Source organism: Vibrio aerogenes, from assembly GCF_024346755.1.
Taxonomy (GTDB): Bacteria; Pseudomonadota; Gammaproteobacteria; order Enterobacterales; family Vibrionaceae; genus Vibrio; species Vibrio aerogenes.
Genome location: NZ_AP024861.1, coordinates 762,487 through 789,171 on the forward strand (window position 1 = coordinate 762,487; position 26,685 = coordinate 789,171).

At 43.1% G+C, this 26,685-nt stretch carries 27 protein-coding genes; 21 read left to right on the plus strand and 6 right to left on the minus strand.

Going from position 1 to position 26,685, the window contains the following annotated elements; genetic code table 11:
• Positions 1-7: 7 nt before the first annotated feature.
• The 7 genes from OCV29_RS03590 (at position 8) to luxS (ending at position 8,354) form a co-directional block, all read left to right on the plus strand.
• Positions 8-1,138 carry a sodium ion-translocating decarboxylase subunit beta gene (locus OCV29_RS03590; RefSeq protein WP_073603373.1) on the plus strand — a complete coding sequence of 377 codons (1,131 nt, stop codon included), beginning with the start codon at positions 8-10 and terminating at the stop codon, positions 1,136-1,138.
• Between the two features lie 120 nt (positions 1,139-1,258).
• Positions 1,259-2,209 (plus strand): NADP-dependent oxidoreductase, encoded by a 951-nt coding sequence (locus tag OCV29_RS03595; protein ID WP_073603372.1) that lies wholly within the window; start codon positions 1,259-1,261, stop codon positions 2,207-2,209.
• Entirely contained in the window at positions 2,203-2,664 is a 462-nt protein-coding gene (locus tag OCV29_RS03600) for a YqaA family protein (RefSeq protein ID WP_073603371.1), read from the plus strand. The genes OCV29_RS03595 and OCV29_RS03600 overlap by 7 nt, the downstream gene beginning before the upstream one ends.
• Positions 2,665-2,677: 13 nt before the next feature.
• Positions 2,678-5,530, plus strand: coding sequence for a M16 family metallopeptidase (locus tag OCV29_RS03605; RefSeq protein ID WP_073603370.1), 2,853 nt, complete (start codon positions 2,678-2,680; stop codon positions 5,528-5,530).
• A 107-nt stretch (positions 5,531-5,637) separates the two neighbouring features.
• Positions 5,638-7,221 carry a glutamate--cysteine ligase gene (gene gshA / locus OCV29_RS03610; RefSeq protein ID WP_073603584.1) on the plus strand — a complete coding sequence of 528 codons (1,584 nt, stop codon included), beginning with the start codon at positions 5,638-5,640 and terminating at the stop codon, positions 7,219-7,221.
• A complete protein-coding gene (locus OCV29_RS03615; RefSeq protein WP_073603369.1) occupies positions 7,205-7,813 on the plus strand; it encodes a transglycosylase SLT domain-containing protein in 609 nt (202 codons plus the stop codon). Before gshA ends, OCV29_RS03615 begins: the two co-directional genes overlap by 17 nt.
• Before the next feature lie 22 nt (positions 7,814-7,835).
• Complete coding sequence (luxS, locus tag OCV29_RS03620; protein WP_073603368.1) at positions 7,836-8,354, plus strand: S-ribosylhomocysteine lyase; 519 nt, start codon at positions 7,836-7,838, stop codon at positions 8,352-8,354.
• Between the two features lie 45 nt (positions 8,355-8,399).
• Here luxS and OCV29_RS03625 read toward each other — a convergent pair whose 3' ends face one another.
• Together OCV29_RS03625 and OCV29_RS03630 are read right to left on the minus strand one after the other, a co-directional pair.
• Positions 8,400-9,671 carry an HlyC/CorC family transporter gene (locus tag OCV29_RS03625; RefSeq protein WP_073603367.1) on the minus strand — a complete coding sequence of 424 codons (1,272 nt, stop codon included), beginning with the start codon at positions 9,669-9,671 and terminating at the stop codon, positions 8,400-8,402.
• An 88-nt stretch (positions 9,672-9,759) separates the two neighbouring features.
• Entirely contained in the window at positions 9,760-10,554 is a 795-nt protein-coding gene (locus tag OCV29_RS03630) for a cytochrome C assembly family protein (protein ID WP_073603366.1), read from the minus strand.
• Positions 10,555-10,756: 202 nt separating this feature from the next.
• Here OCV29_RS03630 and ffh point away from each other — a divergent pair, with 202 nt between their 5' ends.
• The 5 genes from ffh (at position 10,757) to rplS (ending at position 14,309) form a co-directional block, all read left to right on the plus strand.
• Positions 10,757-12,139, plus strand: a complete 1,383-nt coding sequence (ffh, locus tag OCV29_RS03635) for a signal recognition particle protein (RefSeq protein WP_073603365.1) — start codon at positions 10,757-10,759, stop codon at positions 12,137-12,139.
• Between the two features lie 179 nt (positions 12,140-12,318).
• Positions 12,319-12,567, plus strand: coding sequence for a 30S ribosomal protein S16 (gene rpsP / locus OCV29_RS03640; RefSeq protein ID WP_073603364.1), 249 nt, complete (start codon positions 12,319-12,321; stop codon positions 12,565-12,567).
• Between the two features lie 29 nt (positions 12,568-12,596).
• Positions 12,597-13,145, plus strand: coding sequence for a ribosome maturation factor RimM (rimM, locus tag OCV29_RS03645; RefSeq protein ID WP_139281557.1), 549 nt, complete (start codon positions 12,597-12,599; stop codon positions 13,143-13,145).
• 25 nt (positions 13,146-13,170) lie between these two features.
• Positions 13,171-13,914 (plus strand): tRNA (guanosine(37)-N1)-methyltransferase TrmD, encoded by a 744-nt coding sequence (trmD, locus tag OCV29_RS03650; RefSeq protein ID WP_073603362.1) that lies wholly within the window; start codon positions 13,171-13,173, stop codon positions 13,912-13,914.
• Positions 13,915-13,955: 41 nt separating this feature from the next.
• A complete protein-coding gene (gene rplS / locus OCV29_RS03655; protein WP_073580238.1) occupies positions 13,956-14,309 on the plus strand; it encodes a 50S ribosomal protein L19 in 354 nt (117 codons plus the stop codon).
• Between the two features lie 78 nt (positions 14,310-14,387).
• Here the strand turns inward: rplS and degS are convergent, their stop codons facing one another.
• The 3 genes from degS to zapG form a co-directional block, all read right to left on the minus strand.
• Positions 14,388-15,452: an outer membrane-stress sensor serine endopeptidase DegS gene (gene degS / locus OCV29_RS03660; RefSeq protein WP_073603361.1), complete on the minus strand. Its 1,065-nt coding sequence runs from the start codon at positions 15,450-15,452 to the stop codon at positions 14,388-14,390.
• Between the two features lie 204 nt (positions 15,453-15,656).
• Positions 15,657-17,024, minus strand: coding sequence for a Do family serine endopeptidase (locus OCV29_RS03665; RefSeq protein WP_073603360.1), 1,368 nt, complete (start codon positions 17,022-17,024; stop codon positions 15,657-15,659).
• 123 nt (positions 17,025-17,147) lie between these two features.
• Positions 17,148-17,600 carry a Z-ring associated protein ZapG gene (zapG, locus tag OCV29_RS03670; RefSeq protein WP_073603359.1) on the minus strand — a complete coding sequence of 151 codons (453 nt, stop codon included), beginning with the start codon at positions 17,598-17,600 and terminating at the stop codon, positions 17,148-17,150.
• A 184-nt stretch (positions 17,601-17,784) separates the two neighbouring features.
• Between zapG and zapE the strand changes: the two genes are divergently transcribed.
• From zapE to sspB, 5 genes are all read left to right on the plus strand, one after another.
• Positions 17,785-18,891 (plus strand): cell division protein ZapE, encoded by a 1,107-nt coding sequence (gene zapE / locus OCV29_RS03675; protein ID WP_073603358.1) that lies wholly within the window; start codon positions 17,785-17,787, stop codon positions 18,889-18,891.
• A 251-nt stretch (positions 18,892-19,142) separates the two neighbouring features.
• A complete protein-coding gene (gene rplM, locus OCV29_RS03680) occupies positions 19,143-19,571 on the plus strand; it encodes a 50S ribosomal protein L13 (protein WP_073580234.1) in 429 nt (142 codons plus the stop codon).
• Positions 19,572-19,586: 15 nt separating this feature from the next.
• Positions 19,587-19,979, plus strand: coding sequence for a 30S ribosomal protein S9 (rpsI, locus tag OCV29_RS03685; protein ID WP_073580345.1), 393 nt, complete (start codon positions 19,587-19,589; stop codon positions 19,977-19,979).
• A gap of 248 nt (positions 19,980-20,227) precedes the next feature.
• Complete coding sequence (sspA, locus tag OCV29_RS03690) at positions 20,228-20,863, plus strand: stringent starvation protein SspA (RefSeq protein WP_073603357.1); 636 nt, start codon at positions 20,228-20,230, stop codon at positions 20,861-20,863.
• A gap of 33 nt (positions 20,864-20,896) precedes the next feature.
• A complete protein-coding gene (sspB, locus tag OCV29_RS03695) occupies positions 20,897-21,370 on the plus strand; it encodes a ClpXP protease specificity-enhancing factor (RefSeq protein ID WP_139281568.1) in 474 nt (157 codons plus the stop codon).
• A 59-nt stretch (positions 21,371-21,429) separates the two neighbouring features.
• Here the strand turns inward: sspB and can are convergent, their stop codons facing one another.
• Positions 21,430-22,098, minus strand: a complete 669-nt coding sequence (gene can / locus OCV29_RS03700) for a carbonate dehydratase (RefSeq protein ID WP_073603356.1) — start codon at positions 22,096-22,098, stop codon at positions 21,430-21,432.
• 323 nt (positions 22,099-22,421) lie between these two features.
• Here can and OCV29_RS03705 point away from each other — a divergent pair, with 323 nt between their 5' ends.
• The 4 genes from OCV29_RS03705 to yiaK (OCV29_RS03720) all read left to right on the plus strand — a co-directional run bounded on the left by OCV29_RS03705 (position 22,422) and on the right by yiaK (OCV29_RS03720) (position 26,685).
• Positions 22,422-23,336: an ABC transporter ATP-binding protein gene (locus OCV29_RS03705; protein WP_073603355.1), complete on the plus strand. Its 915-nt coding sequence runs from the start codon at positions 22,422-22,424 to the stop codon at positions 23,334-23,336.
• Positions 23,337-23,346: 10 nt separating this feature from the next.
• Entirely contained in the window at positions 23,347-24,117 is a 771-nt protein-coding gene (locus OCV29_RS03710; protein WP_073603354.1) for an ABC transporter permease, read from the plus strand.
• A gap of 165 nt (positions 24,118-24,282) precedes the next feature.
• On the plus strand, positions 24,283-25,308 hold the full coding sequence (gene yiaK / locus OCV29_RS03715) for a 3-dehydro-L-gulonate 2-dehydrogenase (protein WP_245796805.1): 1,026 nt from the start codon (positions 24,283-24,285) through the stop codon (positions 25,306-25,308).
• A 375-nt stretch (positions 25,309-25,683) separates the two neighbouring features.
• Entirely contained in the window at positions 25,684-26,685 is a 1,002-nt protein-coding gene (yiaK, locus tag OCV29_RS03720; RefSeq protein WP_073603352.1) for a 3-dehydro-L-gulonate 2-dehydrogenase, read from the plus strand.

Consider the following 26,685-nt stretch of genomic DNA (forward strand, 5'->3'; position numbering starts at 1 on the left):
GATGATCATGGATGGATTATTGACTTTGTGGGCTGAAACCGGCATTGCAAATTTTGAGATGGGTCAGGTTTGTATGATTCTGGTTGGAGGGCTTTTGTTGTATCTGGCTGTTGCAAAAGGATTCGAACCTTTGCTTCTGATCCCTATTGGATTTGGGGCCATTTTATCTAATATACCGAATGCCGGATTTACAGAGTCTGGCGGAATACTGTATTACATATACCATGTGGGGATTGAGTCCGGCGTATTTCCTTTACTGATTTTCATGGGCGTTGGTGCTCTGACAGATTTTGGTGCGCTTATTGCTAACCCGAAAACTTTATGGCTGGGGGCTGCTGCACAGTTAGGTATTTTTGCTACTCTGTTGGGTGCTGTTTTGTTAAATTTGGTTCCGGGGATGGAATTCTCCATGGCTGATGCATCTTCAATTGCAATCATTGGTGGCGCTGACGGACCAACAGCTATATTTCTTGCCAGCCGTTTATCTCCTGATCTTCTCGGGGCCATTGCCGTTGCTGCATATAGCTATATGGCGCTGGTTCCTATCATTCAGCCGCCGATTATGCGAGCTCTGACGACACCGGCAGAACGTCAGATAAAGATGGCTCAATTACGTTATGTTGGAAAACTGGAAAAGATTTTTTTTCCGATGTTGGTTTTGATCATGACGATTCTCTTTTTACCTTCGGCAACTCCGCTGGTTGGTATGTTTTGCTTCGGGAACCTGATTAGGGAAGTTGGGGTCGTAGAGAGATTGTCAAAAACAGCTCAGAATGAACTGATTAATATTGTGACTATTTTTCTGGGTTTAGGTGTTGGTTCAAAACTTCAGGCTGATAAGTTTTTAAATCTGGAAACATTGGGTATTCTGCTTTTGGGTGCCGTGGCTTTCAGTATCGGCACTGCAGGCGGTGTTCTCATGGCTAAAGCTTTAAACAAATTGTTCAAAGAAGAGATTAACCCTTTAATCGGTGCAGCTGGCGTGTCTGCTGTTCCGATGGCTGCCAGAGTGGTGAATAAGGTCGGTCTGCAAGAAAACCCTCATAATTTTTTGCTGATGCATGCAATGGGGCCGAATGTTGCCGGTGTATTGGGATCGGCAGTTGCTGCTGGCATTTTACTGGCTTTAGTCAGGTAATTTCCTTAGATAAATACGCCCTAAGGTTTCACTGAAAATGATAAAATGATATATATTCAAAGGAATGCTTGTCATTCCTTTTTGACTTTATGACCGACGAAAAAGTAAAGGTACTTTGAAATGGAAAACAAACAAATAGCGATACCTCGCTTTGGTGATGCAGACGTGTTAACCATTCAATCAACTCAGATCCCAGAACCAAAATCGGGTGAAGTGTTAGTAAAAGTGGCCTTTGCCGGAGTGAATCCAATCGATGTAAAAACCCGTTCGGGTTCAGGTTGGGCTGCGGAACAGAATAAAGATAATCTTCCCTGGGTTCCGGGTTATGACATTTCCGGAAAAGTGGTCCGGTGTGGTCCCGGAGCCGGTGAGTTTCAGGATGGAGATTTGGTTGCCGGATTTATTGGCTTTCCTTTGAGAGGTGGTGGATATAGTCAGTATCTTTGTGTTCCTGAAAATGAACTGAGTCTCATTCCCTCTTCAGTAACGCTGGAAGCGGCGGCTGTGCTTCCTCTGGCCGGACAAACTGCTGCACAGGCTTTGAATAAAGCCGGAGTCAAAGAAGGTGACAGAGTATTGATTCTGGCTGGTGCTGGTGGTGTTGGTCATCTTGCTGTACAAATTGCTGTTGCAGCTAAAGCTGAAGTTTATACAACCTGCCGCGGCGACAATCTTGATTATCTGGCTACATTAGGCGCTCATGCCATTAATTATGAATTTGCGCCTGTATCTGAAAGACTTGAAGAAGTGGATGTGCTGATTGATTTGATCGGCGGAGATGTTGCACTTGATGCATTGAAATGTCTGAAAGATGAAGCAACCGTGGTGACTGTTCCTACTGTGACTGCAGAATTGATTTGTGAGAAAGCCAGTTTACTGGGGTTCAATGCGATGGGGATGTTAGTTGATCCTGAACCAGAACAGCTTGAGACCATGTTATATATGGTTGGTGTCGGATTACTGAAAGTTGAAATACAGCATGTTTATCCGATGACTGAAGTGAAAGAAGCGCATCAGCAACTTGAGTCAGGTCATACAAGAGGCAAAGTGTTGCTTGATATGCAATGCTAGATCTTCTTGACAGCGTTGTGTTTGGAAGTTTTTCTTCTTTTTCGGACATGTCTCTCTGGGTATTATTTTTCAGTAGTTTTTTGAGTGCTACACTGCTTCCCGGCAGCTCAGAGGCAGCATTAGTTGCAACCTTATCTTTGCAGCAGTTTTCTCCTGCCATGATCGTTTTTATTGCAACGCTTGGTAATTCGTTAGGAGGGATGACGAATTACTGCCTTGGCGTTTGGGTCCCGAACCGAACTCATATCAATAAGCATGGTCATAAATCTTTAGTCTGGTTAAAAAAATACGGATACTGGACGCTTTTATTGAGTTGGATGCCTGTCATTGGTGATGCTCTTTGTATTGCTGCTGGCTGGCTTCGTATGAAGTTTTTTGAGTCACTGATTTGTATTGTGATCGGAAAAACTGTTCGATATATCATGCTGACTGTTTTGTTTTATGGTTTTTTCTAAGAGGAATTGTGAGATGAGAAAGCTGTGGCTTTGCCTTCTCTGTCTGGTTGTTGTTTCCGGATGTACGCAAATACATCATGGTGCAGGTCATGTAAAACTCCCTGAAGGTGTTCAATGGATTGAAACGAAGTATGAGCAACCGGGGAAAGTCTCGATTCCTTACTCCAAATACCGGCTGAAAAATGGCTTAACCGTTATCCTGTCTCCGGATCATTCTGATCCACTTGTACATGTTGATGTCACATATCATGTTGGTTCTGCCCGTGAAATTCCCGGCAGAACAGGCTTTGCCCATTTTTTTGAGCATATGATGTTTCAGGGTTCGAAACATGTTGGTGATCAAGAGCACTCCAGACTCATCACTGAAGCGGGTGGTTCAATGAATGGTTCGACGAACAGAGATCGGACGAATTATTATGAGACAGTGCCAGCGAATCAACTTGAAAAGGTTCTGTGGCTTGAGTCCGATCGTATGGGTTTTTTACTTGAGGCGATATCACAGCGCAAATTTGAGATACAGCGGGATACCGTGAAAAATGAACGGGCACAAAATTATGATAACCGCCCTTATGGTCTGATATGGGAAAAAATGGGAGAAGCCATGTTTCCTGCTCAGCATCCATATTCATGGCAGACCATTGGTTATGTGAAAGATTTAGATGTTGTCGATGTGAATGATCTCAAAGCGTTTTTTCTGAGATGGTATGGTCCGAATAATGCTGTTTTGACGATTGGCGGCGATCTGAATGAAACGCAAACCCTGGCATGGATTCAAAAATATTTTGGCTCGATTCCATCCGGGCCGGCGGTAAATAAGCCGGAGAAAAAACCAGTGTCACTCCAGAGCGATCGTTTTGTCACGATGGAAGACCGGATACAGCAACCTATGGTTGTGATCGGATGGCCCACTGAATATCCCGGAGCAAAAAGTCAAACCTCTCTGGATGTCCTGGCGCAGGTGCTTGGCGATGGTTCAAACAGTCTGATGTATCAGTCTTTGGTGAAGACTCAAAAGGCAATGAGTGCTGGTGCTTTTCAAAAATGTGGTGAGCTTGCCTGTACGTTTTATATGTATGCGATTCGTGGGAGCGGGAGCGGGAATAGTCTCCGTGAGCTCCGTGATGATATGTTAAGTGTTGTCAGAAAACTGGCTGATGATGGTGTTGTTCCTGAGCGTTTAGATGAAATTAAAGGAATGTCTAAAGCTGATGCGATCTTTGCTCTGCAAAGTGTTGACGGAAAAGTACGTCAACTTGCATCAAATCAAACTTTCTATGGGCAACCCGATCGGATGCAGGAAGAGATTCGAAATATAGAAGCCGTCTCTCCTAAATCTGTTCATCATGTACTTTCCCGGTATATTTTAAACCACCCTAAAGTCACATTAAGCGTTGTTCCCCGTGGGAAGAAAAGCTTAGCTGTTCAGACTGCTAATTTTATTGCGCCGGAACACAAAAGTGCAGTCCACCATAAAATTTCGGATCAGGATCTTCAGTACCGTCAGGTGAAAGATAATTTTGACCGTTCCCTGATGCCTGCAGTTGCGTCTCCGGTTAACCCGAAACTTCCTCAGTTATACAGCAGTTATTTTGATAATGGCATTGAGGTGATGGGAACCGAAACAGAAGAAACCCCGACAGTCCTGATAACTATCAGGTTCCCGGCCGGGAACCGGTATGTCAAAACGGGTAAGGAGGGGCTGGCTGAATTAACTGCTTCTTTAATGGAAGAAGGGACTCTGAATCATTCCTCAGAGTCGATCGAATCAGCATTGGATAAGCTGGGTTCGACGCTTTCTGTTTCAGCAGGAAGTTATACAACGAGCATGACTATTTCTGCCTTATCTAAGAATCTGGAGCCAACACTTGCCATTGTTAATGATGTGCTTTTCCACCCCAAATTTTCAAAAAGTGATTTTAATCGTCTGAAGAACCAGATGATTCAGGGAACAATTTATCAGCACCAAAAGCTGAACTGGCTCGCATCACAGGCAACCCGTCAGGTATTATTTGATCATTCGGTATTCTCCCGGGTTTCTGATGGTACACAAGCTTCTATCTCGGGCTTAACTCTCGAAGATGTTCATAATTTCTATCAACACCATTACACACCTCACGGCGCACAGGTCGTGGTTGTTGGTGATATTTCTGAGCGGGAGGCGATGAAATCTCTTTCATTCTTATCTCACTGGAAAGGTGATGTTGCGCCTTTACTTGATCCTCAGTTTGTTTCGCCTGATGGCGACCAAAAGATTTACCTTGTGGATAAAGCAGGAGCATCACAAAGTATTGTCCGTTTTGTCCGACAAGGGCTACCCTTTCATGCAACAGGAGAACAGTTCCTGACGCAACTAACTAATTTTAATCTTGCAGGAAACTTCAATAGCCGGATGAATCAGAACCTGCGGGAAGATAAGGGTTATACCTACGGCATGAATGGATATGTATCCGGTAACAGGGAGACCGGAGCTATCATCTTCTCTGCACCAGTACGCAGAGACGCAACTGTTGGTGCGATTCAGGAAATCAGAAAAGAATTGGAGCAGTTTTCAAAGTCCGGTCTTTCTGAGGAAGAGATGCAATTTATGCGTCTTGCTGTAGGCCAGCAGGAGGCACTGGCTTATGAGACTCCGTCACAGAAGGCCGGATTGATTGCAGGTATTATGACTTATAGTCTTGATAAAGATTATCTCCAACAGAGAAACCGGATAATTTCTGCTGTGAAGCGAGATGTTTTAAACCAGTTAGCAAAAAAATGGTTTAATCCGGACGATTATCAGATTATTGTGGTTGGTGATATGAAGCAATTGAAGCCGCAGCTGAAAAAACTTAATCTGCCGGTGGAGGAGCTTGAAATCATCCACTAAAGTACACATAAATAGACTACAGCCCGTGAAATAGTCGCATACAAATCTGGTCAATGCCTGTTATATTCCGGTAAATGTGCGGCTTTTATCAAAGAAGTGAATATATTTTGACTAATTTTGCCAAGCGACTTGAGTTAATTGCTCAACAACCAGAAGTACTCAAGCAGTTTAACCGTGGTATTGAACGAGAAACACTTCGATATACACAAGATGGCTATATTGCTTTAACTGCACACCCCAAAGATCTCGGATCAGCGCTGACAAATCCGCTGATCACTACTGATTTTGGTGAGGCACTCCTCGAGTTTATTACGCCTGTCAGTCAGGAACTACCGGAACTTTTTTCTCAGCTGTCTGATATTCATCGGTTTGCGCAGAGTAATATGGGAAATGAGCGTCTTTGGCCAATGTCGATGCCTTGCTATATCGGTAATGAAGAAGATATTCAGATAGCTCAGTATGGCTCTTCAAATGTTGGCAGAATGAAGACGCTTTACCGTCAGGGACTGAAGCGTCGTTACGGTAGTCTGATGCAGGTGATTTCCGGAGTCCATTTTAATTTCTCATTTTCAGAACATTTTTGGGAAGCTCTTTTCGGACAGCAATCGGAAAAAGAAAGATCTGAGTCCAGAACATCGGCTTATATGGGAGTGATCCGGAATTATTATCGCTTTGGGTGGCTTATTCCGTATTTATTTGGCGCGTCTCCGGCGATTAGTTCATGTTTTATCAAAGGCCGGGAGACTCAATTACCTTTTCAGTCTGTTGGTCACACATTGTACTTACCTTATGCCACGTCTCTGCGTTTAAGTGATTTGGGTTATACAAATCATGCTCAAAGCAGTTTGAAAATTGGTTTTAACAGTCTTGAGCAATATTTAACCGGGCTGAATCAGGCAATCAGGACGCCTTCTGAAGATTTCTCCCGGATTGGTGTTAAAGTCGGTGGAAACTACCGGCAATTAAATAGCAATGTTCTACAGATAGAGAATGAACTGTACGCACCTGTGCGCCCCAAACGAGTTGCAAATAGCGGTGAGAAGCCATCGGAGGCGCTGGCCCGGGGTGGGATCGAGTATATCGAGGTTCGTTCACTGGACGTTAATCCATATAGTCCTGTTGGGGTCAGTGAAACTCAGGTTCGGTTTTTGGATTTATTTCTAACCTGGGCGGCTTTGTCAGATTCTGAATTAATGGATGGATGTGAGCTGGAATGTTGGCGGGATAACTGGCGCAAAGTTATCCTTGAGGGTCGCAAACCGGGTTTAGAATTACAAATTGGTTGTCATGGTGAAGTATTGACGCTTCAACAATGGGCTTTACGCGTATTTAAAGAATTAGAGCTGATTGCAGATTTGATGGATTCTCAGCTTGGCGGAAATGAGTATCGCTCTGTATGCCGGGAGTTATCCGGTTGGGTTGAGAATCCTGAACGCACGCTTTCAGGCCAGCTACTCAACCTCATTCAGCAATCTGGTGGGTTAGGTGAAGCTGGGCGTTATTTAGGCGAGAAATATAGCCAGTCACACCTTGAGCATCCTTATACATTTTATACCGAACAACATATGATTGATGAAGCGGTTCGTTCAGTTTTAAATCAAAAGCAGATAGAAAATGAAGACGAGAAAAGCTTTGACGATTATTTAGAAGAATATTTTTCATATTTGAAAACACATGAAATTTCAGTATAGCGTTTTATTGCAATTAGCTGTTCCATTCGTATTATTGGGATGTGCGACGTCTCCCCCTTCTCAGGTGAGTAATCTGTGTGACATTTTCCGTGAAAAACCATCCTGGTATGAAGATGCTGTTGAAATGGAAAAAAAGTGGGGGACGCCTGTTCAGGTTGCTATGGCCTTTATTAAACAGGAAAGCTCCTTCCGCCATAATGCACTTCCTCCTAAGGATTATCTGCTCGGCTTTATACCATTTGGCAGGGTAAGTAGTGCCTATGGCTATGCTCAGGCTCAGGATCCGGCATGGGAGGACTTTCAAACTGCAACACATCATGGAGGCAGCAGAACTGATTTTGCTGATTCTCTTATGTTTATTGGCTGGTATACACGGGAAACAAACAAGCAGTTGGGCTTGTCGATGTGGGATACCTATAATCAGTATCTGGCTTATCATGAAGGTCGTGGTGGGTTTTCAAGAAAGACATACAGAAAAAACCCATCTTTAATTCGTATAGCCCGTCGGGTCGAGAAGCAAGCCAAAGATTATGGCTGGCAATTGAAGCAGTGCCGCCAGGAGCTGGAAAAGAATCGAAGTTGGTTTTTCTAATCAACTATGGAGAAAAGTAATCATGCCATTATTAGATAGTTTTACAGTTGATCATACAAAAATGAACGCGCCGGCTGTCCGTGTCGCAAAGACAATGAAGACTCCCAAAGGTGATACAATTACTGTGTTTGATCTTCGTTTTACGATTCCAAATCAGGATATTTTATCAGAAAAAGGGATTCATACACTGGAGCATCTTTATGCCGGTTTTATGCGGGCTCACCTGAATGGCCCGGATATTGAGATTATTGATATTTCTCCGATGGGATGCCGGACCGGATTTTATATGAGTCTGATTGGCACGCCAGCAGAAGAGCAAATTGCTGAAGCGTGGCTGAGCTCGATGCAAGATGTACTGACTGTAGAGGATCAAAGTAAAATTCCTGAGCTGAATATTTATCAGTGTGGGACAGCAGCGATGCATTCTCTGGATGAAGCCAAAGAAATTGCCCGGAAAATTATTGATGCTGGCATCGCTGTGAACAAGAACGATGCACTTGCCTTACCTGAATCTTTGTTAAAAGATTTGAAAATCAGCTGATATAAAAAAGAGCTTGTGATTACAAGCTCTTTTTTGGTGTCATCATTATTTTTTTTGCTTTCCCGGAAAGACTTTGACAAGTTTTATTCTGTTTTCCTCTGTCTCCATAATTTCCATCGCATGCTGTGCAACCCGAATGCTTAGTTTTGTTTGTGGGATGTCTTCCAGGTGTTCCAGTATCAGGCCATTAAGTGTTCTGGGGCCATCGGTAGGTAATTTCCACTTCAGGCTTTTATTAATATCTCTGATGTTTGCACTGCCCTCGATTAAGAAACTACCATCGTGTTGAGGTGTAATTTCTTCGGCAAGGCTGGGAGAAATTGAGGTTGTAAACTCTCCAACAATTTCTTCTAAAATATCTTCTAAAGTAACCAGACCGTTTATATCGCCATACTCATCCACAATCAGTCCGATTCGTTCTTTATTTCTTTGAAATTTGAGTAACTGTACATTCAGCGGCGTCGACTCCGGAATGAAGTAGACTTCATCAGCAGCTCTGAGAAGCATTTCTTTATTGAATTCATTCTTTTCCAGCATCAGGCGGAACGGGTCACGTAGTTTCAAAATCCCTACAACTTCATCGATATTATCTCTGTAGAGAACGACACGACCATGTGGTGAGTGAGTCAGTTGCCGGACAATGGACTTCCAGTCATCATTAATATTGATCCCTGTGATTTCATTGCGTGGGACCATGATATCGTTCACAGTCACATGTTCTAAATCAAGGATTGAAAGCAGCATATCCTGGTGGCGTTTGGGAATCAGCCCTCCGGCTTCATTCACAACGGTTCTTAATTCCTCGGAACTCAGATGATCGCCACTGCTGTGCTTGGGGGAAACACCAAGCAGCCGGATAAAACCATTGGTGATCAGATTGACGAAAACGACAACTGGCGATAACACTTTCATCAGAATGGTGAGAACGATACTACTCGCATAGGATATTTTTTCAGGATACAGGGCTGCCAGCGTTTTAGGTGTGACTTCCGCGAAAACAAGAATCACGAGAGTTAAGACACCTGTACCAATTGCGACGCCCACATTTCCACCAAGCCGCATACCTAATATTGTTGCGATGGCTGAAGCCAGAATATTGACCAGATTGTTTCCTATGAGGATCAGCCCTATCAAGCGGTCCGGACGATTCAGCAACTTTTCCACTCTCTTCGCGCCGCGGTGTCCGGAATTTGCCAGATGCTTCAGACGATAACGGTTCAGAGCCATCATGCCGGTTTCTGAGCCTGAAAAGTATCCTGAGATAATGATGAGACATGCAAGTAGTGTAAATAAAACACCTGTCGATATGTCGTCCAAAATGTATTGTTTCCTTTTATGCTGCTGATAACTAATTAATGTCTGAAGATTGATATGATGTCAATTTGCAATCTTTCAACTACTTGGGCTAATTTAAGATGACTTCTCTCACAAAGCGACTGCCAAAATAAGCCAGAGTTAACAAAAATGCCCCCGTGATTGTCAGCCATGTCACTTTTCTGCCTCTCCAGCCCCTGTGGTAGTGCCCCCAGAGCAGAACTGAGTAAGTAATCCATGCTACAAACGATAATATACCTTTATGCGCTTTACCCTGAACAAACATTTCCTGCACAAAAGTGAAGCCGGTTATCAGTGTACCGGTCAGTAAAATGTTACCAATGAGAATGATCCTGAATAACTGTCTTTCGATGAGCAACAACGGCGGTAAATTAGGGTTAATTGCCTGTAGTTTTTTATTCTTCAGCTTATGATCGAGCCAGGTAAGCTGCAGCGCATAAAGTGCACCAATCGTTAACGTTGAGTAGGACAGTAAAGCCAGAGAAATATGAATGAGCAAGGGGGGCTTATCTGATAAATGAGTAATAAATGAACCCGGCAGATAAGTTGCCGCTAATATGTTAATGGCAGCAAAACTGTAGATTACAGGCAAAATAAACCACAGTCGTGTTTTACGCATTGTGACGGTCATAACGAAGCAGATGATAAAGCTAATGAGTGACGCTACGTTAAGAATACTCAGGTTTTGCCCATTGCGATGAAGGATTAAATCTACCAGCAACCAGCTGTGGAAAACCAGTGCAACAATCGCGCATAAGATAACTGCTTTTGCTTTGATCCCGGTTTGATTCACTAAACCCGGGATCGTGGTTGCAATAGCGAGAAAATAAAATGATGAGGTAACTATTGCGATTATGTGATCCATATCTTTCATCAGAGTAATTGCTAAGTTGATGAATTATACATAGGTCAATCACATTGAGCCACGATTTGAATACTGCATTTGATGATTTCTTTCATGTGAATGCTGATTAGTCTGCAGAAGTAAGCATGACAATTTTTCTGGCTAAGGTATACTCATTGCCAGCTATTATTATCTGAATTGCATTCAAGCAAAGAGACGCAAAATGTTTGAGAACTTAACGGATCGATTATCTAACACACTTAAAAATATCAGCGGTAAGGGACGCCTGACTGAAGACAACATTAAAGAGACACTCAGAGAAGTCCGGATGGCTCTTTTAGAAGCGGATGTCGCACTCCCTGTTGTCCGGGATTTTGTTGCCCGGGTCAAAGAAGGAGCCGTTGGTGTTGAAGTTTCAAAATCTCTGACGCCCGGTCAGGAGTTTATCAAAATAGTGCAATCCGAACTTGAAGCGGTGATGGGGGAGTCAAATGAAGCGATTGATTTAGCATCTCAACCTCCTGCAGTAATTTTGATGGCTGGTTTGCAAGGGGCCGGTAAAACCACCAGTGTTGGTAAATTATCTAAATTATTAAGTGAAAGAGATAAAAAGAAGGTGCTTGTTGTCTCTGCTGACGTTTATCGTCCCGCAGCAATTAAGCAACTTGAAACTCTTGCTGGTGATGTTGGTGTGGATTTTTTCCCGTCTTCTCCTGATCAAAAACCAGTCCAGATAGCAGAAGCTGCTATCGATCATGCAAAAAGAAAGTTTTATGACGTACTAATTGTTGATACCGCGGGCCGTCTGGCAATTGATGAAGAAATGATGAAAGAAATTCAGAGTCTTCATTCAATTGTAAACCCGGTTGAGACACTATTTGTTGTTGATGCGATGACCGGTCAGGATGCTGCCAATACCGCGAAGGCATTTGGTGATGCGCTGCCATTAACCGGTGTAATTCTGACCAAAGTTGACGGCGATGCCCGTGGCGGTGCTGCGTTATCTGTCCGGCATATTACCGGCAAGCCCATTAAGTTCCTTGGGGTTGGTGAGAAAACTGATGCGCTTGAGCCTTTCCATCCGGATCGGGTTGCATCCCGGATTCTCGGAATGGGCGATGTTCTGTCTCTCATAGAAGATATTCAGCGGAATGTTGATCAGGATAAAGCCCAGAAACTTGCCCGGAAGTTTAAAGAGAAGAAAGGGTTTGACCTGGAAGACTTCAGAGAACAGCTTGGCCAGATGCAAAATATGGGCGGCATGATGGGGATGCTCGATAAATTGCCTGGTATGGCCAATATGAAGGATGATATCAAAGGGAAAGTTGACGATAAAATGTTTAAGCAGATGGAAGCGATTATCAGTTCAATGACCATGAAGGAACGACAAAACCCGGATATTATCAAAGGTTCACGTAAAAAACGTATTGCATCCGGTTCCGGAACGAAAGTTCAGGATGTAAACCGCCTGCTGAAGCAGTTTACTCAAATGCAGAAAATGATGAAGAAAATGCAGAAGGGTGGCATGAAAGGCATGATGCGAAATATGCAAGGCATGATGGGAGGACTTGGTGGCGGTGGTGGCTTTAATCCATTTGGGCGCTGATGCCTGCAATCGTCATTTATGATGGCTAAAAAGTAGCTAAAAACCTTGCAATGTTGCGGAATAAGGGTAAAATTCCGTGGCTTTAAATTGGCACGAGACCCCAAACTATTTCTCGAGTAAATCACTGACAAATAGTACTTGGGGTTAATTTTATTATGTAAGAAAGCAAAGAGGACGATATGGTAACCATTCGTTTGGCACGTCACGGCGCTAAGAAGCGTCCATTCTATCAAATCGTAGTTGCGGACAGCCGTAATGCTGCGACAGGTCGTTTCATTGAAAAAGTAGGTTTCTTTAACCCTACTGCGGCTGGTCAGGAAGAAGGACTTCGTTTAGATCTGGATCGAGTAAACCATTGGGTTTCTCAGGGTGCATCTCTGTCAGATCGCGTCGCTAAGCTTATAAAAGATGCACAAAAAGCTGCTTAATCCATTGATGATGGTAAATAGTAGCGTCTATGAAAGGTAAAAACGTCATGAGCAAACACGAAAATAAGATTGTTATGGGTAAGTTTGGTTCTACTTATGGCATTCGTGGCTGGCTAAAAGTTTTTTCCTATACGGACAACCCTGAAAGTATTTTTGATTACAGCCCTTGGTATATCAACCGAAAAGGGGAATTAGCTGAATATAAAGTTGAGAGCTGGAAACGCCATAACAAAGGGATGGTTGTGAAGCTCGAAGGGTTGGATTTGCGTGAGGATGCTCACCTTCTGACTAACTTTGAAATTTTAGTTAATTCAGATTCACTACCGGAGCTGTCAGAAGATGAGTTCTACTGGCGAGAATTGTTTGGTATGCAAGTTGTAACAACTAAGGGTTATAACTTGGGTGAGGTGACCGATTTAATGGAAACCGGGTCGAACGATGTTTTAGTGGTGAAGGCTAATCTGAAAGATGCTTTTGGACAAAAGGAACGTTTAATCCCGTTTCTTGAAGAGCAAGTGATTCGAAATATCGATCGTGAAGCTCAACGGATCGAAGTTGACTGGGATCCTGGGTTTTAACTCCTGATACAGAGCGGGAAAAATTATGTGGGTTGGCGTGATTAGCCTCTTTCCTGAAATGTTTCGTTCTGTTACAGATTTTGGAGTGACAGGCCAAGCGGTATCTAAAGGGCTTTTATCAGTTGAGGTATGGAATCCAAGAGATTTCACCTGTGATAAGCACCGAACTGTAGACGATAAGCCTTATGGCGGTGGACCTGGAATGCTCATGATGGTTCAGCCATTGCGTGATGCTATCCGGGCAGCTAAAACAGCTGCGCCTGAAAAAGCTAAGGTGATTTACCTCTCTCCTCAAGGCCGTAAGTTAGATCAACGAGGCGTTGAAGAATTAGCCACAAATGAGCATTTAATACTGATTTGTGGTCGTTATGAGGGCGTTGATGAGCGTGTTATAGAATCAGAAGTTGATGAAGAGTGGTCTGTTGGTGATTTTGTTATGACGGGTGGAGAACTACCTGCGATGACACTTATTGACTCTGTCTCTCGTTTTGTTCCCGGAGTTTTAGGGGATTTTGCTTCAGCGGAAGAAGATTCTTTTGTGAATGGTTTACTTGACTGTCCACATTATACTCGGCCAGAAATTTTAGACGGAGCAAGTATCCCGTCCGTATTGAAATCTGGCAATCACCGTAATATTCGTCGATGGCGGTTGAAACAGTCCTTAGGCCGGACCTGGCTGAGAAGACCAGAGCTCCTGGAAAACCTAGCTCTGACTGACGAACAGGAACAGTTACTGGTGGAGTTTATTGAAGAACACCATGCGCAGTAACTTTTATTAATTGAGTATCAGTTTATTCTAGGAAATTTATAATGAGTAATATCATCAAGGCTCTTGAAGAAGAGCAAATGAAACAAGACCTGCCAAAGTTTGGACCAGGTGATACAGTTGTTGTTCAGGTAAAAGTTAAAGAAGGTGAGCGTGAGCGTTTACAGGCCTTTGAAGGCGTTGTAATTGGTGTGCGTAACCGTGGTCTGCATTCTGCTTTTACTGTACGTAAAATTTCTAACGGTGAAGGTGTTGAGCGTACATTCCAAACACATTCTCCAACTGTTGACAGCATTGAAGTGAAACGTCGTGGTGCAGTACGTCGTGCCAAGTTGTACTACCTGCGTGAACGTTCTGGTAAGTCTGCTCGTATTAAAGAGAAGCTTGCTAAGAAGTAATGCTATTCTGGTAAGTATAAAAAGCGGAGCCCTTGGCTCCGCTTTTTTAGTGCATATTTTGGACGAGGATAATTGCGATTACTCTCTTGTGTCTTCTGCAACAGTAACCGGAAGAGAAATACTTTTCCCTTTTCTGATGATTTCAACATTGATCGTTGTGCCTGGACGCAGATCGGTCACTATGTCCATGACACTATCCCGCCCGTTTAACTTATGTCCATCAATCTTAATAATAATGTCCTGAGCTTTGAAGCCGGCCTTATAAGCTGGTCCGTTTGGATCAACCCCCAGCACAATAATACCTCCGACATGTTCACTTCCTAACAAGCGCGATGCGACGGAGCTAACATCTTGTCCATCAATGCCGATATAACCTCTGATAACTCTGCCATCAGCAATGATCTTTTCCATAATTTTTTTGGCTAGCCTATATGGGATAGCAAAAGATATTCCATAGGTCTCCAGATCCGTAGCCTGCTGAAAAGAAGCCGTATTAATTCCTACCAGTTCGCCCTGTGTATTGACTAAAGCGCCCCCGGAGTTCCCCTCGTTGATAGCTGCATCTGTCTGTATAAAGGCTTGCCTTCCGTCTGCACTGATCGAGGATCTGCCCGTCGCGGAGATAATGCCAAAAGTTGTTGTCTGGCCAAGATTGTAAGGATTTCCTATAGCCAGCACTACATCCCCAACCTGTGGTGAGTAATCGGGTGATTGAGGAATGACCGGAAGATTGGTTCCTTCAATACGAAGTACAGCTATATCGGTACGACGATCTTTTCCAACGAGTTGAGCTGCAGCAACACGACCATCCTGCAGGGCAACGATAACCTGATCTGCCTGGGCTATCACGTGGTAGTTTGTGATGATATATCCTTTTTCGCTGACGATAACACCGGACCCTAATCCCTGAGTTGACAATTTTGTCCGGTTATCCTCTGTATATTTACGGCTGTATATATTGACAACTGCCGGAGCGGCTTTGCGAACTGCTTCATTGAATGAAAGCTGTAAGGTACCGATATCAGATGGTTCTGATTCTTGTTGGGATGGAAAGAGATGGACTCTCAGAGAGGGGACAGACAACACGACAACTGCAGCGGTCAGAATGCCGAGTCCGATTGAACGAAGTATATACGCTACCATGCTTTTTCAACTCACTCTCTTTTTAAGGGTCTGAACTTTAGTCTACAAGAAGTTTATGGCTACGATAAGTGAAGCGTTGTATATCTTAGACCGTTCATATAACGTTGATAAAGAAATACAAGTGTGGGTTGGAAGGATAGCATTGTCTGAGTTAATAAGAAACGGACCTTTCGTAATAAAAAGGTCCGTCTCATCAATTAAATATTAATGAATAACCAGATAAATGGTTCTGTCACCCCGCTGAATGTTCAAGGCCAGAATATCTGGATCTTTCTCAAGGATTTTTCTGAGTTGTGCAATGTTTTTGATTCGTTGACGGTTAACACCAATAATGATGTCTCCCTCTTGAAGCTGATAACGTTCAGCCGGAGAGTTTTTTGCAACTTTGGTCACTTTGACACCCTGGATTGGATCACTGTCTATTGTGTTCGACAGATCCGCTCCTGCCAGACCTTCATGCAAGTTTTCTGCTTTTGTTGTCGTTTCGTTTTGCTCGCCGAGTGTCACATCAAAGATTTTTGACTGACCATCCCTTAAAACCCCGATTTTTACTTGTTTTCCTGCTCCTAACGTAGCAACTTTCGCCCGAAGTTCAGAGAATGTATCAATCTTTTTGTCATTAACGGAGGTGATGATATCACCAGCCTTTAATCCGGCTTTGTCAGCGGCGCTATCAGGGACGACTTCGCTGATAAATGCCCCTTTACTGGACTCGTATCCCATTGCTTGCGCAAGTTCAGATGTGACTTCGCCGCCTTGTACACCAAGCATTCCCCGTTTAACTTCACCATATTCGAGAATTTGATCCGTCAGGTTTTTCATCATATTTGATGGGATAGCAAAGCCTATACCGATATTTCCACCGTTTGGTCCAAGGATTGCGGTGTTAATACCAATCAATTCTCCCTTCAGGTTGACCAGAGCGCCACCGGAATTACCGCTGTTAATCGCTGCATCTGTCTGGATAAAGTTTTCAAAGTTCTCAATGTTTAAGCCACTGCGGCCTAAAGCAGAAATGATCCCGGAAGTGACAGTTTGCCCCAGCCCAAACGGGTTTCCTATGGCGACAGAAAAATCACCCACCTTTATTTTGTCGGAGTCAGCAATTTTTATCTCAGTCAGATTTTTTGCTTTATTCAATTTGATTAAAGCGATGTCCGACATCTTGTCTCCGCCAACAAGTTCTGCGTTGTATTCGCGGCCATCATGTAGTTTTACACGGATTTTATCTGCACTGTTGATAACATGGTAATTTGTGACGACATAACCTTTATCTTTGTCAATGATGACACCAGAGCCTAATGCTTTAAAGGGACGTTCTTGTAGTTTTTCAGTAGGAAAATTAGGTCCAAAGAAAAAGCGGAATTGCTCAGGAAGGCGTTGGCGCGAGACCTGAGTACCTTCTACAGCGATACTGACAACTGCCGGTGTTACTTTTTCAAGCATAGGTGCGAGGCTGGGGACCTGTTCCCCGTTTACAGCCAGTGGCAAAGCGGCGCTGGCTGGTAGTGGGGTAATGACAGAGCTAATGCATAATGATAGAGCGGTTAATGCAAGTAAAGGTTTTTTCATCCTAAAACTCCTCTTCATAGAACGCCTTTTATTCACTTCTTGATATATGTTTTCAACAAAAAGTATTAAAGGGATAAGTGAGTTTTAAGACTTAAAAACCTTAACTTAGTTCACAAATTTTTTTTAGTTACTTTGTACGCCGACAATATCTTTTGAGTGAATGATCGGTTTATCTTCTGTACGTAATAACCCTGTTGCTTCTGATGCGTAATCTTTTGGTGGCTGCTCTGGTTGAGGTTGTTTATCTTTTTCTGCCTCTTTTACAGGGCTGTGCTTTGTCATCGTTTTGATGAACGGGTTATCTTGCTCCGGAAGATTTGGAATCAGTTCAGAGGAGGTTTTAGCCAGATGTTGGTATAACTTTGTATAGTCCTTGCCAATCGTATCCAGCATTTCTGCTGTTTGGGCAAAATGATCGATGAGTTCCTGACGTTGCTGTTCAATGGTGAATTTTGCACTGTCTAAGTCTTTTTGCAGGGATTTTTGATTTTTATATTGTGGTGTCGTCAAACGGGTAATGATAACACCGGCAATACATCCTGCCAGTAATCCCACAATTGCGTATATCCAAGGCATAACAGTTCCTTATAGTTATTTATACCCAAATCACCTTGAGAACCATATCCTTAAGTGATTTGGGTATAACATACCTTTTGTTTGCAACAACTCGTACTCTGGATATGGTACTATGAGTTTCATGATGGATAAAGTGAAAGAATGTCACATATCTCTTATAGTTTGTTGTGTTTAAAATAATCCTATGACTCCAAAACAACGTTATCATTATGATTTAGCAAATAATGCATTTCAGATAGACAGCGCACAATCTGATGCGATTGATATGCTCGATGAGCTCCATTTGCGGCTAACTGAGTATCAGGCCCCGCAGGTTGAGACGCGTTCTTTTTTTTCGAAACTCCTGAGAAAGAAACCTGCAGCGCCATCAGCGCCCAAGGGAATTTATTTATGGGGAGGTGTTGGCCGGGGTAAAACTTATCTGATGGATACTTTTTTCGAGTCTGTGCCGTCTGCCAGAAAGATAAGAATGCATTTTCACCGGTTTATGTATCGTGTTCACGATGAATTGAAACAGCTAAAAGATGTGGCTGATCCACTTGATATTGTGGCTCAGCGTTTTAAAGAAGAAACAGATATTATTTGTTTCGATGAATTTTTTGTGTCTGATATTACAGATGCCATGATTTTGGGAACTTTATTTCAGTCACTTTTTGCTCAGGGGATTATTCTTGTTGCGACATCAAATATTCCGCCTCATCTACTGTATCGAAATGGATTGCAGCGGGCCCGTTTTTTGCCGGCGATCGCTTTAATAGAAAAGCACTGTCAGATTATCAATGTTGATAGTGGCGTTGATTATCGTCTCAGAACGCTGGAGCAGGCTGATATTTATCATTTTCCTAATGACGAAAAATCCATGGATAACCTGAACAGGTATTATGATCAGTTGATCCATCAGCAGGAAAATGAGTTTGAAGGTTATATTGAAGTTAATCACCGACGGATGCCAATCATCAAATCCAGCCATGGCGTATTATTGATAACATTTGAGCAATTGTGTGAAACAATGAGAAGTGCCGGAGATTATATTGAAATATCCCGTTTGTACCACACGGTTTTGTTGGCTGATGTAAAACAGATGAATGAAGCCATGGACGATGCTGCCCGGCGGTTTATCGCTCTGGTTGATGAATTTTATGAACGACGTGTAAAACTGATTCTGTCTGCTGAAGTTGCCCTTGAAAAACTGTATGTGGGAAGACAACTTGAATTTGAATTTCAGCGTTGTCAGTCACGCTTAACTGAAATGCAAAGCCGGGAATATCTTGCCAGAGACCATTTGTCCTGATAGTTGTGCCATTTGTTTGTCGCTTTAAAGAAAAATATATGTTTTTAAAGAAAAGAGGTGATTTTTTCTTCTCTCTTCTCTATAATCCTGCGACCCACCGTTACTGCAGACCTTTTTTGGGGCAATTAGGCTCAAAAATATGGTCGAGAGTGCCAACCGCTCGAAGGGGTGATGAATGGGCTCTTAGACAGTGTGGGAGTATGATTTATACTCCTTGATATTTAAACTGAAAGAAACGGGTTATTATTAGCATGAAAACTTTCGTTGCTAAACCAGAAACTGTAAAACGCGACTGGTATGTTGTGGACGCTGAGGGGAAAACTCTGGGTCGTCTGGCAAGTGAAATTGCATCTCGCCTACGTGGCAAGCATAAAGCTGAATACACGCCTCACGTTGATACTGGCGATTACATCATCGTTGTCAATGCTGAGAAAGTTACTGTAACTGGTAACAAAGCGAAAAACAAAATGTATTACCGTCACTCTGAATTTCCAGGCGGTTTGAAATCAATCTCTTTTGACAAGCTGATTGATCGTAAACCGGAAATGGCAATTGAGCTGGCAGTTAAAGGTATGCTACCACGTGGTCCTCTTGGCCGTGCTATGTACCGTAAGCTGAAAGTTTACGCTGGCGCTGAGCATAACCATGTTGCTCAACAACCAAAAGTACTGGACATCTAATTGGGGATTACGAAAATGGCAGAGAATCAATACTACGGCACAGGCCGTCGCAAAAGCTCAGCTGCACGTGTTTTTATTAAACCAGGCAGCGGCAATATCGTCATTAACAAACGTAGCCTAGACGAGTATTTTGGTCGTGAGACAGCTCGCATGGTTGTTCGTCAGCCTTTAGAGCTTGTTGAAATGACTGAGAAGCTTGATCTTTACATCACTGTTAAAGGTGGTGGTATTTCAGGTCAGGCTGGTGCAATTCGTCACGGTATTACTCGTGCATTGATGGAATTCGATGAGTCACTTCGTCCAGCACTTCGTGCTGCGGGTTATGTGACTCGTGATGCTCGTCGTGTTGAACGTAAGAAAGTTGGTCTTCGTAAAGCACGTCGTCGTCCACAGTTCTCAAAACGTTAATATCGGTTTACGATTTTTATATGCAAAAACCCGGCTTTATGCCGGGTTTTTTTATGTGTTATATCTGAGCAATTTGGGGGGCATGATGGAATATCCTGGGGAGCAGTCAGATATAAGATTTTGCTGTCTTGCAAAGAGTATTGGCGTGGTATGCTGAGATTGTGTTATTATACCGTGCTGTTTTTAATCAATACTGAACTATTAATGGAGAGTTTGCTCCATTTATCTTTATATATGCTGGAGGGTCCATGGCTGTTGCTGCCAATAAGCGTTCTGTGATGACGTTATTTTCAAGTGCTTCTGATATTTATAGTCATCAGGTAAGAATTGTTCTGGCTGAAAAAGGTGTAAGTGTTGAAGTTGAGTTAGTTGATGAGTTAAACCTGCCTGCGGAACTGATTGAATTAAATCCGTATAAGTCTGTTCCGACACTTGTTGATCGTGAACTTGCGCTTTATGACTCAAAAATTATTATGGAATATCTGGATGAGCGTTTTCCCCATCCACCTTTGATGCCTGTCTATCCGGTTGCGCGTGGTAACAGCCGTTTGATGATTTATCGCATTGAGAAAAACTGGTATTCGCTGGCTGATAAAATTGAGAATGGCAAACCTGATGAAGCTGATTCAGCGCGGAATAAGTTGCAAAATGATTTGTTAACTCTGGCGCCGGTTTTTGCAGAATTTGAATATTTCATGAGTGAAGAATTTAGTTTAGTTGACTGTTACCTGGCTCCTTTATTGTGGCGTCTTCCTGTTTTGGGTATTGAGTTAACTGGTCCGGGCTCTAAAGAACTGAAAGTTTATATGAATCGTGTGTTTGAACGTGATTCGTTCCTTGCTTCTCTGACAGAAACTGAGCGTGAAATGCGTTTGTCCCGTTAATTGATTCTGGATGTTGAGACAATCATGGATAATATGACGCCGCGTCGACCTTATATGCTTCGTGCATTTTATGACTGGTTGCTGGAAAATGATTTAACCCCACATCTGGTTGTTGATGCTATGCTTCCCGGGGTTCGTGTTCCTGTTGAGTTTATCCGCGATGGGCAGATTATTTTAAATATTGCCCCCCGTGCTGTTGGTCACCTTGAGTTGGGTAATGATGCGATCACTTTTCATGCAAGGTTTGGTGGTTCACCTCATTCAGTGATTGTTCCTCTGTATGCTGTTCAGGCTATTTACGCCCGTGAAAATGGTGCCGGAACAATGTTTGAGCCTGAAGATGCTTATGTGCGTCAAATAGAAAATGCAGATGAGGAAGAGCGGAGTGGTTTAGTGCGTGTCGAGACTGATATTGAAAATGAAGCAACTTCAGTATCCGATGATGATGCCTCTCCTTCCGGTTCATCCCGGCCGAAAGGAAAGCCGAGCCTCAGAGTTATCAAATAAGAAAAAAGCAGCCACTGGGCTGCTTTTTTTGTTGTGATGGGGATTTCGCCACTCATAGATTACCGGCAAAGTAATTTATGTTCCGGATTGAGAATTTTATTCATCGCTTCCTGATAATTTTCTTCTACGTCTTTAGCTGATTGACAGCGAACACCCAGATATTCCAGTTTGCCGTCTTCAATGCCATAAACCACACCATGCAACTGAATTTTTTGTCCTCTTTCCCATGCATTTTGTAATATGGTTGAATTTCCAAGATTATAAACCTGCTCAGCCACGTTGATTTCAGCAAGCTTATCAGAACGTTCTTCAGGAGACATGCTGTCCAGATAATTCCGGTGCTTGAAATATAAGTCTCTGATATGTAGTAACCAGTTGTTAATGAGTCCCAGCTTAGGGTTATCTATTGCAGCATTGACGCCACCACAGTGATAATGTCCGCAGATCATAATATGTTTGACTTTTAATACATCGACTGCATATTGAACGACGGATAAACAGTTTAAATCGGTATGGACGACAAGGTTTGCAACGTTTCTGTGAACGAAGAGTTCCCCGGAGAAAAGGCCGGTGAGACGTTCTGCGGGAACCCGGCTGTCCGAACATCCAATCCACAGAAAATCAGGGTTTTGTCCTTCTGCCATTTTTGAAAAGTACTCAGGATTTTCTTCTTTAATCGACTGGGACCATTTGGCATTATTTTCAAATAAGTTTTTTAACTTAGGCATCTTACGTTCCCTTTGTTCATTTGTCGTAAGTTGATATAGCACAGATACGAATAGCAGGTCTGCCATCATATGGTTCCTTCATATGACGCCCGGTCAATATACACAATATCAGAGAACTCGCCTAAATGTTTCTGTCTCATCTGATGAGTTATTTTTTGCAGAGAAGTAAGCGGGGGAAATTGCCTGATTGATTCTTTGAAAGCGTCTTTTCCCCGTGAAGGGATAAGACAGTATCATGCCAGGGGTTGAAATTTTAATCGTCAGCCAACATATGTGTATCATTTAGCGAAACCCATATCTTTGATGAGGTACCAGCCTTTCATATGAATGCATTAGTAATAGAAAATTTAAGAAAAACCTATTCAGGAGGTTTTGAAGCGTTGAAAGGGATTAGTCTCTCTGTGCAGAAAGGCGACTTTTACGCTTTATTGGGCCCGAATGGTGCGGGTAAATCGACAACAATTGGAATTATTTCGTCTCTGGTTAATAAAACATCAGGGAAAGTTTCGATATTTGGGGATGACCTGGATGAACGTCTTGAGCAGGCGAAACTGAATATTGGTTTGGTACCTCAGGAATTTAATTTCAATCAGTTTGAAACGGTTGAACAAATTGTACTCCAGCAGGCCGGATATTATGGTGTATCGCGTGATGTTGCAAAACAGAGGGCGCAAAAATATTTATCGCAGCTGGATTTGTGGGAAAAGCGTAAAGAGCGGGCCAGAAATCTTTCCGGAGGTATGAAGCGCCGTCTGATGATAGCCAGGGCTCTGATGCATGATCCCCGGTTACTGATTTTAGATGAACCAACAGCTGGTGTTGATATTGAGTTAAGACGCTCAATGTGGGATTTTCTGAAGTTAATCAATGCGCAGGGCGTCACGATCATCTTAACAACGCATTATCTGGAAGAAGCAGAAATGTTGTGCCGGAACATCGGTATCATTCATCGCGGTGAGCTGATAGAAAATACTTCAATGAAATCACTGCTGAGTAAATTGCAGGTGGAGAGCTTCATCCTTGATATTGATAGCCGGCCAGAGCAGGTGCCTGAACTGTCAAATGTATTAAAGCAGAGATTTAATGGTGGTTCTCTCGAAATTGAAGTCGCGAAAGAGCAGGGGTTAAACCATATATTCAAACAGTTATCAGAACATGGTATTCATGTATTTTCTATGCGCAATAAAGCGAACCGCTTAGAAGAGCTGTTTGTCACTATTGTCAGTGAGCAGAAGTGAGAAAATAATGATGTATAAGCTTTACTGGACAGCGTTTTGTAGTTTACTAAGAAAAGAGATCATCCGGTTTGGCCGGATTTGGGTTCAGACTCTGGTGCCACCTGCAATTACCATGATGCTTTATTTTATCATTTTTGGTCAATTGATTGGCTCGCGTATCGGAGAAATGCACGGTTTTCGGTATATGGAATATATTGTGCCGGGGCTGATTATGATGTCGGTGATTACAAATTCATATTCCAATGTGGCCTCTTCGTTTTTCAGTGCCAAAATGCATCGGAATATTGAGGAGTTGTTAGTGGCACCGGTTCCTAACTATGTGATTATCTGGGGCTATGTTATGGGTGGTGTTGCCAGAGGATTATGTGTCGGGACGCTTGTGACCTGTGTTTCTCTGTTCTTTGTTCATCTGCAGGTTCACCATTGGGCCGTCGTCATTACGACCATTTGTCTGACTTCTGTGGTTTTCGCACTTGGTGGTCTGATTAACTCGATCTATGCAAAAACATTTGACGATATTTCGATTATTCCGACATTTGTATTAACGCCACTGACTTATTTAGGTGGTGTGTTTTACTCACTCTCTTTACTTCCGGAATTCTGGCAATATGTGTCAAAAATCAATCCGATTGTCTACATGGTCAACGCATTCCGTTATGGCTTTTTAGGTGTTTCTGATGTCAGTATCTATATGTCCTTCGGCGTGTTATGTGGTTTTGTCGTTATTTTGTACTCATTGGCCCATTATCTGGTTAAAAAGGGTGTTGGCTTAAGAACATAAAGCAAGTGATATTTGCAGGCAGAAAGGCGTCTCATTCGGGCGCCTTTTTATATGGGAAGATAGATTTATTATTTGGGTATATCAAATCTCACCTTATGGCTCACAAAAGTATTAATTTGATATACCAATTCTGATAATGTGGCGTACTATTCGAAGATTTACTGAATGAAACAGCCATGGAGAGAGATGATGCCTGTTATCCCTTTAGATCAAATACAAGCACGGTTTAAGCAAGCCCTTTTAAAGCGGGACATGAGCCCTGAGTCTGCGGAAAAACTTGCCGCTGGTTTTGTTGAGATGGCCAATGAGGGCGTTTACTCTCATGGGATCAACCGCTTTCCGGTATTTATTTCTCAGGTTGATCAGGGACATATTCATCTGAATTCGGTTCCTGAGTGTGTGAACAGCTTTGGTGCACTGGAACAGTGGGATTGCCATCTTGGCCCCGGTATATTAAATGGGCTGACCTGTGCTGACAGAGCTATGGAACTGGCGCGAGATTATGGGGTTGGCATGGTTGCGATGAGAAATTCTAATCACTGGATGCGGGGTGGAACGTATGCGTTGAAAATGGCTCGTGCAGGTTTTGCTGGTATTGCAGCGACCAATTCAATCGCAGTGATGCCAGCCTGGGGAGCCAGAGATTGCCGCATCGGTAATAATCCTTTGATGATGGCGATAGCAGGTGATCCGCCTGTTTTAGTGGATTGCTCAATGAGTCAGTATTCTAACGGACAGCTCCAGAATCATGCTCTGGCAGGGCAATCATTATCTGTCCATGGTGGATTTGATAATGAAGGTAACCCAACAACAGATCCTGAGATTTTGTTGGACAATAAACGCCTGATGCCAATGGGCTTCTGGAAGGGGTCATCGCTATCGATCGTACTGGATATGATGCTGACAGCGATTTCCGGAGGAAATTCAGTCCGGGCTTTAACTGAAGATGTCGGCGCTGAGTTTGGTGTTTCCCAGTTTCTGATTGCGATCGATGTCAGCAAGACGATGGATCAGACACAATTTCAGCAGGAAATGCAGCGGATCCGTGAGTACGTACTTGCATCTGAACCGGCAGAAACAGGACAGATCAGAATTGCCGGTTCAGGTATTCAGTCTTATATCGACAAGCATCAGCAGCAGGGTGGCATTGAAATCCATTCTGAAATTTGGCAGCAAATTCTTTCTCTCTGAGCAACTTTTACTGGTGGGAGGCTGTTGTCTCCTGCTGAATCTATTGATTTTTCATTGTTCCTCTTCTTTTCTCTGACTTCTGATTCTGATCTTCAGCGTTGACGGATTCTGCTGGAGTTATCTCATCATTCTGTGGTCATTTTTGTTTGACCATGGCAATCCAGGTTTTCTCTTTCAACTATTTTGATTGAGGCATAAGCATCTTTTCTCATTTCTTTTTTAAGGTAGCGTCTGATGATGTTTCGCATTGTGGAATAATATTGCCTTAAAATTTCAAATTTAATCAATTAGCTCACAAAGTGAGCTTTTTTATATTTTTGTTTTTGGAATTAGGAGTAGTATTTTTTCGTAATGTGGAATAAATTGGAGATAGACATGCCTCTTATATCTTTAAACGAGTTACAGCACCAGTTTGAAAAAGCCTTATTAAAAAGAGGAATGAAACCAGAGCCGGCAACAAAGCTTGCCGCTGGTTTTGTGGAGATGGCGAATGAAGGAACTTATTCCCATGGCATTAATCGTTTTCCGGTTTTTATTTCTCAGGTTGATCAAGGACATATTGATCTCAATGCAACCCCGGAGTGTGTGAAAAGCTTTGGTGCACTTGAACAGTGGGATTGCCACTTAGGACCCGGAGTCTTGAATGGTTTGATTTGTTCAGAGAGAGCGATCGAACTGGCCAGAGAACACGGTATCGGCATGGTGGCGATGAAAAACTCGAACCACTGGATGCGAGGTGGTGCCTACGTCCTCAAAATGGCCAGAGCTGGTCTGGCTGGTATTGCCTCAACGAATTCAATTGCGGTTATGCCGGCCTGGGGTGGAAAAGACCACCGTGTCGGAAGTAACCCGTTGATTATGGCGATGCCGGGAGATCCACCGGTTCTGGTTGATTGCTCTATGACCCAGTACTCCTACGGACAGCTTCAGAATTATGTGTTGGCAGATAAAGAGCTCCCTGTGATTGGAGGTTTCGATGATGAAGGTCATCTGACCCGTGATCCGCATGTGCTTTGGGAGAATAAGCGATTGCTTCCGATGGGGTTCTGGAAAGGCTCATCAATGGCGATTGTTCTGGATATGCTGATCACGGCGGTCAGTGGCGGACATTCCGTACCGGCTTTGACGGATGATGTGGGTGCAGAGTTTGGGGTTTCACAGTTTTTAATCGCAATCGATGTGAGCCAAACCATGAATACGCATCAACTCAGTGAGGAGATGAAACGGATTAAAGACTATGTGCTGGCTTCTGAGCCTGCAGAGAGTGGTCAGGTCATGATTGCTGGTTCTGAAATTGAACGTTTTATTGAAAAGCATAAACAACAAGGTGGTATCGAAATACACGACGAAATCTGGCAGCAGATTAGTTCTCTCTAG

Coding starts and splice junctions, on each gene's coding strand:
- OCV29_RS03590 (WP_073603373.1), top strand. CDS start 8: ATGGATGGATTATTGACTTTGTGGGCTGAAACCGGCATTGCAAATTTT.
- OCV29_RS03595 (WP_073603372.1), top strand. CDS start 1,259: ATGGAAAACAAACAAATAGCGATACCTCGCTTTGGTGATGCAGACGTG.
- OCV29_RS03600 (WP_073603371.1), top strand. CDS start 2,203: ATGCTAGATCTTCTTGACAGCGTTGTGTTTGGAAGTTTTTCTTCTTTT.
- OCV29_RS03605 (WP_073603370.1), top strand. CDS start 2,678: ATGAGAAAGCTGTGGCTTTGCCTTCTCTGTCTGGTTGTTGTTTCCGGA.
- OCV29_RS03615 (WP_073603369.1), top strand. CDS start 7,205: ATGAAATTTCAGTATAGCGTTTTATTGCAATTAGCTGTTCCATTCGTA.
- luxS (WP_073603368.1), top strand. CDS start 7,836: ATGCCATTATTAGATAGTTTTACAGTTGATCATACAAAAATGAACGCG.
- OCV29_RS03630 (WP_073603366.1), bottom strand. CDS start 10,554: ATGGATCACATAATCGCAATAGTTACCTCATCATTTTATTTTCTCGCT.
- ffh (WP_073603365.1), top strand. CDS start 10,757: ATGTTTGAGAACTTAACGGATCGATTATCTAACACACTTAAAAATATC.
- rpsP (WP_073603364.1), top strand. CDS start 12,319: ATGGTAACCATTCGTTTGGCACGTCACGGCGCTAAGAAGCGTCCATTC.
- rimM (WP_139281557.1), top strand. CDS start 12,597: ATGAAAGGTAAAAACGTCATGAGCAAACACGAAAATAAGATTGTTATG.
- trmD (WP_073603362.1), top strand. CDS start 13,171: ATGTGGGTTGGCGTGATTAGCCTCTTTCCTGAAATGTTTCGTTCTGTT.
- rplS (WP_073580238.1), top strand. CDS start 13,956: ATGAGTAATATCATCAAGGCTCTTGAAGAAGAGCAAATGAAACAAGAC.
- degS (WP_073603361.1), bottom strand. CDS start 15,452: ATGGTAGCGTATATACTTCGTTCAATCGGACTCGGCATTCTGACCGCT.
- OCV29_RS03665 (WP_073603360.1), bottom strand. CDS start 17,024: ATGAAAAAACCTTTACTTGCATTAACCGCTCTATCATTATGCATTAGC.
- zapG (WP_073603359.1), bottom strand. CDS start 17,600: ATGCCTTGGATATACGCAATTGTGGGATTACTGGCAGGATGTATTGCC.
- zapE (WP_073603358.1), top strand. CDS start 17,785: ATGACTCCAAAACAACGTTATCATTATGATTTAGCAAATAATGCATTT.
- rplM (WP_073580234.1), top strand. CDS start 19,143: ATGAAAACTTTCGTTGCTAAACCAGAAACTGTAAAACGCGACTGGTAT.
- rpsI (WP_073580345.1), top strand. CDS start 19,587: ATGGCAGAGAATCAATACTACGGCACAGGCCGTCGCAAAAGCTCAGCT.
- sspA (WP_073603357.1), top strand. CDS start 20,228: ATGGCTGTTGCTGCCAATAAGCGTTCTGTGATGACGTTATTTTCAAGT.
- sspB (WP_139281568.1), top strand. CDS start 20,897: ATGACGCCGCGTCGACCTTATATGCTTCGTGCATTTTATGACTGGTTG.
- can (WP_073603356.1), bottom strand. CDS start 22,098: ATGCCTAAGTTAAAAAACTTATTTGAAAATAATGCCAAATGGTCCCAG.
- OCV29_RS03705 (WP_073603355.1), top strand. CDS start 22,422: ATGAATGCATTAGTAATAGAAAATTTAAGAAAAACCTATTCAGGAGGT.
- OCV29_RS03710 (WP_073603354.1), top strand. CDS start 23,347: ATGTATAAGCTTTACTGGACAGCGTTTTGTAGTTTACTAAGAAAAGAG.
- yiaK (WP_245796805.1), top strand. CDS start 24,283: ATGAAACAGCCATGGAGAGAGATGATGCCTGTTATCCCTTTAGATCAA.
- yiaK (WP_073603352.1), top strand. CDS start 25,684: ATGCCTCTTATATCTTTAAACGAGTTACAGCACCAGTTTGAAAAAGCC.